Raw genomic sequence first — 14,159 nt, forward strand, 5'->3', positions numbered from 1 at the left:
AATTATGTTTAAAGAATATAATAAAATAATAAGGCTAATATTTTGGTTGTATTTTCTATTTTTGAATTAATTATAAGATTAATAATCTTTTTGATTAAACATGAAATAGGTTTAACAGAAAATAATTCTACAGGAATATGCTAGATGAAATCGATTTGCGAATTTTGAAACTACTACAAGCAAAATCAAACTTAACAACAAAAGAGTTAGCTGCTAAAGTTAATTTATCGACAACACCTGTTTTTGAACGGGTTAAGAAGTTAGAAAAGGGCGGTTATATTAAAAACTACATCGCTGTTTTAGATGCTGAAAAGTTGGATAAAGGTTTGATGGTTTTTTGTAATATCACTTTGAAAGAACATACGCGGGAGATTGGTAATCAATTTGTAAAAGATATTTTAACACTGGAAGAAGTGGTTGAATGTTATAACATTTCTGGTGATTATGATTTTTTGCTGAAGATTTTAGTGAAAGACATGAAGGCGTATCAAAATTTTGTACTCAATCATTTAGGGAGTATAAAAAACATAGGCAGTGCGCAGAGTACTTTTGTTATGGGAGAAATTAAAAACTCTCACGCTGTACCTATTTGATTATGTTTTTGAATTATAATCAGGAAGTATTTCAATCTGAAATTGGAGAATAAAAAAAGCTCGGAATTAATTTCCGAGCTTTTGTGTATTTGTATGTTTAAAAGATTATGATTCAGTAGGCTTTTCAGCTTTTTCAATAGAGATTTTCAATTCGTCTATATTTTCATCTAAATCGATTTTAATTTGATCGCCTTCTTGTAAATGTGAAGACACAATCTCTTCAGCTAAAGCATCTTCAATGTATTTTTGAATGGCTCTTTTTAGCGGTCTAGCACCATATTGTTTATCGAATCCTTTTTCAGCAATATAATCTTTGGCTTTTTCTGTAAGCGTTAAGTTATAGCCTAATCCTTTAATTCTAGATAATAATTTTTCTAATTCGATGTCGATAATCTTATTAATATCTTCTTTTTCTAAAGGGTTGAAAACAATAACATCATCAATTCTATTTAAAAATTCTGGTGCAAACGATTTTTTCAATGCATTTTCAATAACACTTCTTGCATTGGCATCTTCTTGAGCTTTTTGTGAAGCTGTACCAAAGCCAATACCTGTTCCAAAATCTTTAAGTTTACGAGCTCCAATATTTGAAGTCATAATGATAATAGTGTTTCTAAAATCAATTTTGCGTCCTAAACTATCTGTTAAATAACCGTCGTCAAGCACTTGTAAAAGCATGTTGAAAACATCAGGGTGTGCTTTTTCAATTTCATCTAAAAGAATAACGGCATAAGGCTTGCGTCTTACTTTTTCGGTTAATTGTCCGCCTTCTTCGTATCCAACGTATCCTGGAGGTGCTCCAATTAAACGTGAAATCGCAAATTTCTCCATGTATTCACTCATGTCGATTCGAACTAACGAGTCTTCACTATCAAACAATTCGCGAGATAACACTTTAGCCAATTGAGTTTTACCAACACCTGTCTGACCTAAAAATATAAATGAACCAATAGGTTTGTTAGGGTCTTTTAATCCAGCGCGATTACGTTGTATGGCTTTAACCACTTTAGAAACGGCGTCGTCTTGACCAATAACTTTACCTTTAATAAGGTTAGGTAATTCGGCAAGTTTGTTTATTTCTGTTTGCGCTATTCTATTAACGGGTACGCCAGTCATCATGGAAACGACGTCTGCAACATTATCTTCGGTTACAATTTCACGATGTTGTTTGGTGTCTTCTTCCCATTTTTCTTGAGCAATAGCTAACTCTTTTTCAATGCGTTTTTCATCATCTCTAAGTTTGGCAGCTTCCTCATATTTTTGTTTTCTAACAACCACATTTTTAGTTTCCTTAATGTCTTCTAGTTGTTTTTCTAACTCTAAAATTTGTTTCGGCACCTCAATATTAGTAATGTGAACGCGCGATCCAGCTTCATCTAAAGCATCGATAGCTTTGTCTGGTAAAAATCTTTCAGACATGTATCTGTTGGTTAATTTTACACAAGCTTCAATCGCTTCTGGTGTATAATCAACATTGTGATGCTCTTCGTATTTTGCTTTAATATTGTTTAGAATTTCAATAGTTTCATCAACGCTAGTTGGTTCAACAATAACCTTTTGGAAACGACGCTCTAAAGCACCATCTTTTTCAATGTATTGTCTGTACTCATCTAATGTTGTAGCACCTATACATTGAATTTCACCACGTGCTAAAGCAGGTTTAAACATGTTTGAAGCATCTAAACTTCCAGTAGCACCTCCAGCACCTACAATGGTGTGAATTTCATCAATAAATAAAATTACATCGTCGTTTTTTTCAAGCTCGTTCATAACGGCTTTCATACGCTCTTCAAACTGGCCACGGTATTTTGTTCCTGCAACTAAGCTTGCTAAATCAAGGGTTACAACACGTTTGTTGAAAAGTATTCTCGAAACTTTACGCTTTATAATTCTAAGCGCTAAACCTTCAGCAATGGCAGATTTACCAACTCCAGGTTCACCTATTAATAGTGGGTTGTTTTTCTTTCTTCTACTTAAAACTTGAGAAACACGTTGTATTTCTTTTTCTCTACCCACAACAGGGTCTAATTTACCTTCCTCGGCTAAAGCCGTTAAATCACGTCCAAAATTATCTAAAACAGGGGTTTTAGACTTCTTGTTTGCTTTGCCTCCAGTTGGCGTATTAAAAATGTTGTCTTTTGTAGCGTCGTCATCTGAATTTACATCATCATCTTGAAATTCAGCTTTTGGGTCTATATAATCGTTGTCGTTTGTAATCATAAGTTTAAATTGTTCTTTAACGTTGTCGTAGTCAACTTTCAGCTTATTTAAAAGCTTGGTAGTGGGGTCGTTCTCATTTCGTAAAATACAGAGCAACAAATGCGCTGTATTTATCGAAGTGCTTTGAAATAGTTTTGCTTCTAAAAACGTTGTTTTTAAAGCGCGCTCTGCTTGCCTTGTTAGGTGTAAGTTCTTTTTCTGATTGGAACCTAGAATTATATTAGGGTTTGCAGGACTAAGTATTTCAACTTTCCGTCTTAAATGGTTTAAGTCAATATCTAAAGCATTTAATATGTTAATTGCTTTTCCGTTGCCGTCTCGCAAAAGCCCAAGCATTAAGTGTTCGGTGCCAATAAAATCATGGCCCAAACGCAATGCTTCTTCTTTACTGTAAGCAATAACATCTTTTACTCTTGGTGAAAAATTATCATCCATATTCTTTGTCCTTTCTGCATTAAAAATAAGAAAACATTTTACTAAAGACAAAAACTGTACCTTTTTTATCTGTAAATTGCTAATTGACGAAAAAAACTTTATAAAATCAAAATTTTAGTTCGCATACTTATTAATAAATAAGTCGTGTAAATTGTTAATAAATTACATGAAAAAGTACTTGTGTTAGTCCTGCTGTGATTGATGAAATCCTTATATTAGCGTGTTTTGAAAAAGACATAAAATTAAATTAAAATATTTATGGCAGAAGGAGAGAAATTGATCCCTATTAATATTGAGGATGAGATGAAATCGGCATACATTGATTATTCAATGTCGGTCATTGTATCACGTGCCTTACCCGATGTAAGAGATGGTTTAAAACCTGTTCATAGACGCGTACTTTTTGGTATGCACGAACTGGGTGTTAGAGCAAATACAGCACATAAAAAATCCGCGAGAATAGTTGGAGAGGTTTTAGGAAAGTATCACCCACACGGTGATACGTCGGTTTACGACGCTATGGTACGTATGGCTCAAGAGTGGAGTTTACGTTATATGTTAATTGACGGACAAGGAAACTTTGGTTCTATTGATGGTGACAGTCCTGCAGCAATGCGTTATACAGAAGCACGTATGCGCAAAATTTCTGAAGACATGTTGGCAGATATTGACAAAGAAACTGTTGATCATATGCTGAATTTTGATGATACACTGCATGAACCAACCGTTTTACCAACACGAATCCCAGGACTTTTAGTAAATGGAGCTTCTGGTATTGCCGTTGGTATGGCCACTAATATGCCACCACATAACTTAACCGAAGTTGTAAGTGGTATTGTAGCGTACATTGAAAATAACGATATAGAAATTGATGAACTGATACAGCATGTAAAAGCTCCTGATTTTCCTACTGGAGGAATAATTTATGGCTACGATGGTGTAAAAGAAGCTTTTCATACAGGTCGCGGACGTATTGTAATGCGTGCTAAAACCAATATTGAAGAAGTTAACGGTAGAGAATGTATTATCGTTGAAGAGATTCCTTACCAAGTGAATAAAGCAGATATGATTAAGAAAACTGCAGACTTGGTAAACGAGAAAAAACTTGAAGGTATTGCTACCATTCGAGATGAATCGGATAGAAATGGTATGCGTATTGTTTACGTTTTAAAACGTGATGCTATACCAAACATTGTGTTGAATAAATTATTTAAGTATACGGCATTACAGTCCTCATTTAGTGTGAATAACATTGCATTAGTTAAAGGTCGTCCGCAGTTGTTAAACTTAAAAGAACTGATTCAATATTTCGTAGAGCACAGACATGAAGTTGTTGTAAGACGTACTACTTATGAGTTGCGTAAAGCGGAAGAAAGAGCTCATATTTTAGAAGGATTAATTATTGCTTCTGATAATATTGATGAAGTAATTGCAATAATAAGAGGGTCTTCAAATGCTGATGAAGCACGAGAAAGCTTAATTAAACGTTTCGAACTTTCAGAAATTCAAGCTAAGGCTATTGTTGAGATGCGTTTGCGTCAATTAACAGGTTTAGAGCAAGATAAATTACGCTCGGAATATGAGGAAATCATGAAAACCATTACCGATTTAAAAGATATTCTAGATAGCAAAGAGCGCCGTATGAATATTATTAAAGAGGAATTGCAAGTGGTTAGTGATAAGTATGGAGATGCACGTCGTTCTACTATTGAATATGCTGGTGGTGATTTAAGTATCGAGGATATGATTCCTAACGAGCAAGTTGTAATTACCATTTCTCATGCGGGTTATATTAAGCGTACTTCACTTAATGAATACAAAACACAAAATAGAGGTGGTGTTGGTCAAAAAGCATCAACAACAAGAAATGAAGATTTCTTAGAACATTTATTTGTAGGTACCAATCACCAATACATGTTGTTCTTCACTCAAAAAGGAAAATGTTTCTGGATGCGTGTTTACGAAATTCCAGAAGGTAGCAAAACCTCGAAAGGTCGCGCTATACAAAACCTTATAAATATAGAGCAGGACGATAAAGTTATGGCCTTTATTTGTACGCAAGATTTAAAGGATGAAGACTATATTAATAGCCATTATGTGATTATGGCAACTAAAAACGGTCAAGTTAAAAAGACATCTTTAGAGCAGTATTCACGTCCGCGTACCAATGGAATTAACGCCATTACCATTAAAGATAACGATGTTTTATTAGAAGCGAGATTAACAACTGGAAACAGTCAGGTGATGTTGGCACTTAAATCAGGTAAAGCCATTCGTTTTGAAGAAGCAAAAACACGACCTATGGGACGTGGGGCTTCAGGAGTTCGCGGTATTACCTTAGCCAATGATCAAGATGAAGTCATCGGAATGGTCACCATTGAAAACCCACAAGAAGAATCGGTATTGGTTGTTTCTGAAAATGGTTATGGTAAACGTACTTATATTGATGACCCAGAAGATGGAGAGCCAGTTTACAGAATTACTAACAGAGGTGGAAAGGGTGTTAAAACTATTTCGATTACTGAAAAAACAGGTAGTTTAGTAGCTATTAAAAGTGTTACAGATCTTGATGATTTAATGATTATTAATAAATCTGGAATTGCCATTAGAATGGTTGTTGCAAACCTAAGAGTTATGGGAAGAGCTACCCAAGGTGTGAAGTTGATAAACCTAAAAGGTAACGATTCAATCGCTGCAGTAGCAAAAGTAATGCATGATGAAGAAGAGGTAGTTATTGATGAAGATGATACAGAAATTGATGCTTCAGAGAACACAGAAAACACCAATTCTACTGAAGACGGTACGACTCTTGATGATTAATTAAAATGAAAATCAATATATAATTTAAATATCTTAAAATGAAGAAACAAGTTCTTGTAGCTTTGGCTATTTCAATTAGTGCACTTTCATTTGCACAAAAAAAGGAATTGAAACAAGCTGAAAAAGCTATTAAAGCAAATAATTTTGCAGCGGCTAAGGCGGCGTTAATGCGAGCAGAGTCGTATGATATGGATGGGGCTAATCAATCTAAATACTATTATTTAGAAGCTCAATCTTTATATGCAAATGGTAAAGGTTCGATGGAAGATTTCGATGCGGCTATTAAAAGCTTAAACAAAGTAAAAGATAGTTATACTTCTGAAGCTGAAACTTTAAAGCAAACGATGACAAATAATTTGTTAGCTATTGGAAATAAAGCTTATGAAGCTAAGAATTTTTCAAAGGCATCCGATTATTTTGAAAAAACCTATAGGTTAAGTACTAAAGACACGGTTTATCTTTATTATGCTGCTACAATGGCAGTTAATGTTCCTGAGTATGATAGAGCTTTGGTTTTGTATGAAGAGCTTAAGGAGTTAAACTATACAGGTATTCATAAAGAATATTTCGCTACAAATAAAGAAACGGGTAAAGAAGAAATCTTAGATAAAGGCACGCGTGATTTATATGTAACGTCTGGAAAATATTCTAATCCAGGTGAAAGAACATCAGATTCTAAAAAACCTGAAATTGTTAAGAATGTAGCGCTTATTTATTTAAGTAGAGGGGAAGATGAAAAAGCTTTAGCTGCTATGAGCGATGCTAGAAAAGCAAGCCCTAATGATGTTAATTTAATTTTATCTGAAGCAAACCTTCAGTATAAAATGGGGAATACAGCAGAATTTCAGAAGCTTTTACAAAAAGCTATTGAAATGGATCCTAAAAACCCAGAATTGCAGTATAATTTAGGTGTTATTGCAGCAGAAAGCAATCACCCTGTTGAAGCTAAAAAATATTACGAAAAAGCTTTAGAGTTAGATCCAAACTACATTAATGCTTATATTAATTTATCAGCATTAATTTTAGCAGAAGAAGAGCCAATCATTAAAGAAATGAATGGTTTAGGAAGTTCTAAAAAAGATGATTTACGTTATGATGAATTAAGAGAAAAGCGTCAAAGTTTATATAGAGAGGCTGTTCCTTATTTATCAAAAGCATTAGAGATTGATTCAACCAATTTAAATGCAGCTAAAACATTGATGAATATTTATAGTATTCTTGGTGAAACGGATAAATATAAAGTGATGAAAGAGAAAGTTGATGCTCTTGAATCTGCTGGTCAGTAAGAAATCATAACAAATTCATAAAAAAGCCGCTTTTTTGATAAAGCGGCTTTTTTTATATTATTTTTTTAATAACTCGTAACTTATGGGTGTGTTGGTTTTTATCTACATTATAGATGCCCGAATGGTCTAATCTATCAATTCTAACTTTGCCATGAGCGTGAATAATATAGTTGTCTTCCATAATGATTCCAACATGAATGATGACCCCTTCATTATTATCGAAAAAAGCCAAGTCTCCAGGCTCACTTTCTTCAATGAAACTAAGTGCTTCGCCTTGCGTAGCCTGTTGCGAAGCGTCTCGAAGCAATTTATAGCCATTAAGTTTATAAACCATTTGTGTAAACCCAGAACAATCAATACCAAAAGGGGTTTTTCCGCCCCATAAATAAGGGGAATTTAGGTAAGTAAATGCGGTTTGAATGATGTTGGATTTTTCAATTTTATTTTGAACCGAATGCCCATCATAAAAATGATTTAAAATAGAAAGTCCATTTAAAGTCGATCCAATAGGAATAGGGTAGAGTTGCTTGTTTGTATCTTCAATAAACTCCACTAAATCGGTTGAAAGCTTGATGGTTTCATTATTCAAGCTTTTGTAGTTGTCTTCAGAAATTTCTAGATATTGCTTATTGTCTATCCAGCCTTCATATTTATCAAAAGCAAGTCTAATTTTAATCCATTTTTTGCGTTGTTCTACTATTTTAAAAATTTCACCGTATAGCACTTGTGAAACAAGTTCACTTGTGTCTGCAGGTTCATCTCGTAGCGGGACAATGCTTAAATTACAAATACCGTATTGCATAAAGTTATTATCTAGTGGCTATTTCTATTAATTATTTATTCATTTTATGAATTAAAAATGGGTTGAAATAAATTAATATTAAGTGCGATAAATGTTTCATAGATAATAACAATAAAAAATATATAATATTACGAGCGTTCAATAATAATTGCCGATGCGCCGCCGCCGCCATTACAAATAGCTGCTGCGCCAATTTTAGCATTATTTTGTTCTAAAATATTGAGTAAGGTAATGATGATTCTAACTCCAGAACAACCCAGCGGATGCCCTAAAGATACAGCGCCACCATTTACGTTGACATTAGCATCTGTAAGACCTAAAATTTTCATGTTAGCTAAACCAACCACTGAAAAAGCCTCATTAAATTCAAAAAAATCAACATCATTAAGGGTAATTCCGGCCTTGTTTAAAGCCTTGGGTAAGGCTTTAGCAGGTGCTGTTGTAAACCATTCTGGTTCTTGAGCAGCATCGGCATAACTTTTTATATGCGCTAGTGGTGTTATGTTTAATTCGTTCGCTTTTTCTAGACTCATTAAAATAACAGCACCAGCACCATCATTTATGGTGGATGCATTTGCAGCGGTAACTGTACCTTCTTTGGTAAATGCTGGTCGTAATTGTGGGATTTTATCCATGCTTACATTCGTGAATTCCTCATCTTTGGAAATCACTAAAGGTTCGCCTCGACGTTGCGGAACTTCAACAGGAACGACTTCATTATCAAATTTCCCAGACTCCCAAGCCGCTTTCGAGCGCTTGTATGATTGAATAGCATAAGCATCTTGCGCTTCTCTACTAATATCATATTTAGTAGCACAAGCATCAGCAGATACTCCCATGGCATTTTGATGGTAAGCATCAACTAAACCATCCTTTTGCATGCCATCAACTAAAGTGGATGATCCAAATTTTGTGCCTGTTCTATGGTATAAATAATGCGGTATAAGACTCATGTTTTCCATGCCACCAGCAACCACAATGTCTGCATCCCCAAGTGCAATGGCCTGGGCAGCTTGCATAACGGCTTTCATTCCCGAAGCACAAACTTTATTTACGGTAGTACAAGGTACTGTATCTGGAATGCCAGCATAAATAGCTGCTTGCCTTGCAGGAGCTTGTCCTGTTCCAGCTTGTACAACGTTACCCATAATAACTTCATCTACTAATTCAGGCTTTAAGTTGATTTTTTTCAAAGCACCAGAAATAGCAACGGCACCTAATTTTGGTGCAGAAACGGTCGATAAGGCACCTAAAAAACTACCAATAGGTGTTCTTGCAGCAGAAACGATAACGACATCTTTAATCATTTGGGCGATTTTTAGTTTAGTACTTGCGAAAATAACGAATTTTTAGCAGAATTTTGAAGGATTAATTTATTGAGCGTCTCTTCATTTTTTCTGTACCTTAAAATATGTTCATAGTTTGTTGTTTTTATTAATCATAATAGTTCTTATTTTAGTTGAAATTCGCCTATCTGAACAGTAAATCATTAGTATATTACCCAAAAATAAAAACACAAGACGTGTTCATTATAAAAAGTGACAAACGCTTATAATTTTATTACTTTTGATAATTAGATGAAAGACTTTATAAATAGATTATATAGAAATCATTCCTTAATATATAAAGGATTGCTTTTTATTTGTACCACTTTGTTAATTGTGTATTTGTTTCCTAAAAGCGGAAAATTTAAATACAATTTTGAAAAAGGAAAACCTTGGCAATCAGAGAATTTATATGCGCCTTTTGATTTTGCAATCAAGAAAACAGATGCTGAAATTGTTGAAGAAAAGCGTACACTTGTTGAAAACTCAACCTTGTATTTCGATTTAGATAATACGATTGAGGCTAGTGTTAAAAAAGAATTTGAAATAGCTTTTAAAACGCAGTTTTCAGATTCATTAAAACGTTCGCTTTTTAATAAATTAGAACATTCAGGAGAAGAAATTATTTCTGAATTATATGAATTTGGTGTTTTAAGCGAAAATTACAACTACCCTGAAGAACGGTCAATAGCGATACTTGTTGGAAGAGAAAAAGTGAAAGATGGTTTTTTCTCAAATTTAGTAACCCAGGAACGGGTAACACCAATGATTTCAAAAGTTTTAAAAAAGGATGAGTTATTAGAGTTTAAAACCGAATTTGTTGCTTTGTTTTTTGATTTAATAAAGCCCAATTTAAGTTTTGATAAAGCGTTTACCGATCGTGTTTTACAGGGCGATTTGGATAAGATTGCATATACAAGAGGCAGTGTTGCTAGAGGAACACTTATTGTATCTAAAGGAGAGGTTGTTGAAGGGAATAAGTTTCAGGAACTAAAATCGTTACAATCGGAATACGAATCGCAGGTTTGGAATGAGGCTAATTATAATTGGGTCATTTTTGCGTACACCTTACTTGTGTCGTTGGCCTTACTTATGCTACTTTTATTTTTAAGAAAATATCGCGTTGAAGTTTTTGAAAATAATACCAAAGTCACTTTTATTTTCTTTAATATCTCGCTTATTATTTTGATATCTACTTTGGTTGTAAATTACAATTCACAGTACATATATATTGTTCCAATTTGTATTTTACCTTTAATATTTAAAGCCTTTTTCGATGCACGTTTAGGGTTGTTTTCTCATGTGCTTACCGTTCTGCTGCTTGGTTTTATTGTACCTAATAGTTACGAGTATATGTTTTTGCAAATTATAGCGGGTATTGTAACTATTTTAACGGTGTCAGAGCTTTATAAGCGCGCTAATTTATTTATTTCAGTTGGGCAAATTACACTGATTTATATTATAGCTTATTTCGCATTTTTTGTTATTCACGAAGGCAGTGTAGATACCTTAAAGTGGGAAACTTTTATTTGGTTTATTTTATGCGGATTGGCCACTTTGTTTGTGCAGCCTTTAATTTATGCTTACGAGAAATTATTTGGGTTAGTTTCCGACGTTTCACTTTTAGAATTATCGGATACTAACTCTAAATTACTAAAAGAGTTAGCGAATCGCGCACCAGGAACGTTTCATCATTCATTAAATGTAGCTAATCTGGCGGAATCTTCGGCTAACGAAATCGGGGCTAATGCCATGTTGGCTAGGGTAGGTGCGCTGTATCATGATATAGGGAAAATGAAACACCCTACGTATTACACCGAAAATCAATCTACAGGCATTAATCCACATGACGAATTATCATCAAAAGAAAGTGCTAGAATCATTACTAATCATGTTATTAAAGGAGTGGAGATTGCCAGAAAAAATAATTTACCCGATCGTGTTATCGATTTTATTCGTACGCATCACGGTACAAGTGTTGTGTATTATTAAATGTAGCTAATCTGGCGGAATCTTCGGCTAACGAAATCGGGGCTAATGCCATGTTGGCTAGGGTAGGTGCGCTGTATCATGATATAGGGAAAATGAAACACCCTACGTATTACACCGAAAATCAATCTACAGGCATTAATCCACATGACGAATTATCATCAAAAGAAAGTGCTAGAATCATTACTAATCATGTTATTAAAGGAGTGGAGATTGCCAGAAAAAATAATTTACCCGATCGTGTTATCGATTTTATTCGTACGCATCACGGTACAAGTGTTGTGTATTACTTTTACATGCAGGAGAAAAAAGCTTTTCCAGATGAAGAAATTAATAGACAGGATTTTAGTTATCCGGGGCCAAAACCATTTAGTAAAGAAACAGCAATTTTGATGATGTGTGATAGTGTTGAAGCGGCTTCTAAGAGTTTAAAAGACCCAACATCGGCAAAAATTGAAGCTTTTGTTGAAAATATTATAAATAAGCAAATTGAAGAGGGGCAATTTTTAAATGCAAACATAACTTTTAAAGAAATTGAATCGATAAAAAAAGTGCTAAAACACAAGCTTGCAAACATTTACCATTTGCGAATAGAATACCCTGAATAATTTTATAAAAAAAAGGAATAAAATAGTTGTTTGATAAGAGATGTTGTCTTAAATTTGCACCCGCAATTTATTGCTAAGTTCATTAAAACGGAGAGGTGCCTGAGTGGCCGAAAGGAGCGGTTTGCTAAATCGTCGTAGGTGGAAACACTTACCCAGGGTTCGAATCCCTGTCTCTCCGCAATTTTTTTAGATAACCATTATCGGGGTGTAGCGTAGCCCGGTTATCGCGCCGCGTTTGGGACGCGGAGGTCGCAGGTTCGAATCCTGCCACCCCGACAAAATTGACATATTGTAAACTAAATAAATATTAAATAAATGGTTTTCAGGAGTTTAATATTTTTTGGTTTCAGTTGTTTTCAAATGAAACTAATGGTTAATATGTCCTATAGCGTGTCCTGTTTTTAGGATCTACTTTCGTAAAATAGAGTCCTTTAGGGCTTTTCTAAGATTTGACTTTCACTTTAAATTATGTCTAATTAAAGTGAATTGTAATGAAAACTTCAAAATCATTCAGTGTAAATTTTTGGCTGAAAAAAAGGTCCATTAAAAGTAATGGTCAAATTCCTATTTATGCCCGTATTTTAGTAAATGGTATTGGTGCTGATATTAGTGTCCAACGTACTTCATTGGAATCCAATTGGTGTTCTAAGTCTTTTAGAGTACATACTAGACTGAAACATGCTAAAGCAATTAATGACTATTTGGATGAAATATATTCCGATTTATTGGAATGTCATAAACAACTTTGTTCAGAAGGAGTTCCAATAAGCTCTCAGAGAATCAAGAAGCGCTATCTTGGTACGGATAAGATAATGGAAACGTTGGGGGATATCCTAAAATATCATAAAACAGTAGAATCTCAAAAATTGGCTCCTGGGACTTTAAAAAACTACAAGGCAACAGAAAGATATTTAGTTCGCTTTATAAAGCAAAAGTACGGAAGCTCTGATATCCATTTGCCTTTCATTGATTACCAATTTATAATTGATTTTGAAAATTTTCTACGGACTTGTAAACCGCTAAGAGCGACACAGCCTCTAAATAACAATGGGGTGATGAAACATATGGAACGCTTTAAGAAGCTTGTTAATATTGCCATGAAATTTGGCTGTTTTAAGAGCAATCCCTTTAGTTTTTATGGGTTTAAATATGAGGATTACGATAGTGTGTTTTTAGAGACTAGAGAACTTGTAAGATTAAAAAGTGTAGCTCTTTCTTCTGTATTATTAAGACAGGTAAGGGACTTTTTTGTATTTGCCTGCTATACTGGATTATCTTATGCTGAGGTTAAGCAATTAAAAAATAGTGACATTGTGGAAGGTATTGATGGCAGCTTATGGATTAATGTAAAGCGACAAAAAACAAAGACACCCGTTCGGGTACCGCTTTTGTCACAGGCCTTGGAAATAATACAACGTTATAATCATCATAGTAATGCAGATAATAGCTTTAGTTTGTTTCCAATGATTTCTAATCAAAAAGTTAATGATAATATTAAAATTATAGCCAAGAAAGCAAATATCACAAAACACCTGACTTTTCATGTGGCAAGACATACGTTCGCAACAACCATAACTTTACTCAATGATGTGCCTTTGGAGACTGTTTCCAAATTATTGGGGCACACTAAGCTTTCTACAACACAAAATTACGCTAGGGTGGTGGAGAAAAAAATAAGTAAGGATATGTCTCGGCTTAAGCAGGTATTAAAAGAAAATGAGCATAAAAATAATGTAAGACCGCCTAAGTTCGGATCTGTTCCTTTACGGATTGTTTAGCATTGTTGTTGGTTTTTTTGAAAATAAAATTATTATGGTATTTTCGCCCAAAATAACTTTAAACTTCAAATTTATGAAAGAACTTGTAGAACAAATCAATGCACAATTCGAAGCATTCGCCAAAGATGCTAATGCTCAGTTAGATAGTGGAAATAAAGCCGCAGGAACCAGAGCTCGTAAAGCCACTTTAGAAATGACTAAGCTTATGAAAGAATTTCGTAAGGTATCTTTAGAGGAGTCCAAAAAATAAAAATTTTATTTTTTGGAATTATAGCATCCCTTCAAGTTATTGAGGGGATTTTT

9 protein-coding genes, 2 tRNA genes and 1 pseudogene are annotated in these 14,159 nt (G+C 34.1%); 9 read left to right on the forward strand and 3 right to left on the reverse strand.

Annotation, left to right across the window (positions count from 1 at the left end; genetic code table 11):
- The first annotated feature begins 137 nt into the window (after positions 1-137).
- Positions 138-593 (forward strand): Lrp/AsnC family transcriptional regulator, encoded by a 456-nt coding sequence (locus H6X70_RS04380; protein WP_194766460.1) that lies wholly within the window; start codon positions 138-140, stop codon positions 591-593.
- A 105-nt stretch (positions 594-698) separates the two neighbouring features.
- Here H6X70_RS04380 and H6X70_RS04385 read toward each other — a convergent pair whose 3' ends face one another.
- Positions 699-3,248, reverse strand: coding sequence for an ATP-dependent Clp protease ATP-binding subunit (locus H6X70_RS04385; protein ID WP_194766461.1), 2,550 nt, complete (start codon positions 3,246-3,248; stop codon positions 699-701).
- Between the two features lie 258 nt (positions 3,249-3,506).
- On the opposite strand from H6X70_RS04385, the gene gyrA reads away from it, so the two are divergent.
- Entirely contained in the window at positions 3,507-6,068 is a 2,562-nt protein-coding gene (gene gyrA / locus H6X70_RS04390; protein ID WP_194766462.1) for a DNA gyrase subunit A, read from the forward strand.
- Between the two features lie 38 nt (positions 6,069-6,106).
- Complete coding sequence (locus H6X70_RS04395; protein ID WP_194766463.1) at positions 6,107-7,354, forward strand: tetratricopeptide repeat protein; 1,248 nt, start codon at positions 6,107-6,109, stop codon at positions 7,352-7,354.
- Positions 7,355-7,406: 52 nt separating this feature from the next.
- On the opposite strand, the gene H6X70_RS04400 is transcribed toward H6X70_RS04395, so the two are convergent.
- Together H6X70_RS04400 and H6X70_RS04405 are read right to left on the reverse strand one after the other, a co-directional pair.
- Positions 7,407-8,156: a C40 family peptidase gene (locus tag H6X70_RS04400; RefSeq protein ID WP_194766464.1), complete on the reverse strand. Its 750-nt coding sequence runs from the start codon at positions 8,154-8,156 to the stop codon at positions 7,407-7,409.
- Between the two features lie 128 nt (positions 8,157-8,284).
- Positions 8,285-9,463, reverse strand: a complete 1,179-nt coding sequence (locus tag H6X70_RS04405; RefSeq protein ID WP_194766465.1) for an acetyl-CoA C-acyltransferase — start codon at positions 9,461-9,463, stop codon at positions 8,285-8,287.
- A 270-nt stretch (positions 9,464-9,733) separates the two neighbouring features.
- Between H6X70_RS04405 and H6X70_RS04410 the strand changes: the two genes are divergently transcribed.
- The 6 genes and pseudogenes from H6X70_RS04410 (at position 9,734) to H6X70_RS04435 (ending at position 14,106) form a co-directional block, all read left to right on the forward strand.
- Positions 9,734-11,473: an HD family phosphohydrolase gene (locus tag H6X70_RS04410; RefSeq protein ID WP_194766466.1), complete on the forward strand. Its 1,740-nt coding sequence runs from the start codon at positions 9,734-9,736 to the stop codon at positions 11,471-11,473.
- A pseudogene (locus H6X70_RS04415) lies at positions 11,470-12,078 on the forward strand (HDIG domain-containing metalloprotein); the annotation flags it as partial. The gene H6X70_RS04410 and the pseudogene H6X70_RS04415, both read left to right, overlap by 4 nt.
- 89 nt (positions 12,079-12,167) lie before the next feature.
- Positions 12,168-12,256: transfer RNA gene (locus H6X70_RS04420), tRNA-Ser, on the forward strand.
- 23 nt (positions 12,257-12,279) lie between these two features.
- Positions 12,280-12,354 (forward strand) — tRNA-Pro (locus H6X70_RS04425).
- A 215-nt stretch (positions 12,355-12,569) separates the two neighbouring features.
- A complete protein-coding gene (locus H6X70_RS04430; protein WP_194766467.1) occupies positions 12,570-13,856 on the forward strand; it encodes a site-specific integrase in 1,287 nt (428 codons plus the stop codon).
- Between the two features lie 73 nt (positions 13,857-13,929).
- Positions 13,930-14,106 (forward strand): histone H1, encoded by a 177-nt coding sequence (locus H6X70_RS04435; RefSeq protein WP_067150168.1) that lies wholly within the window; start codon positions 13,930-13,932, stop codon positions 14,104-14,106.
- Positions 14,107-14,159 lie beyond the last annotated feature (53 nt).

Origin of the sequence: Tamlana sp. I1 (assembly GCF_015355625.1) — a bacterium.
Classification (GTDB): Bacteria; Bacteroidota; Bacteroidia; order Flavobacteriales; family Flavobacteriaceae; genus Pseudotamlana.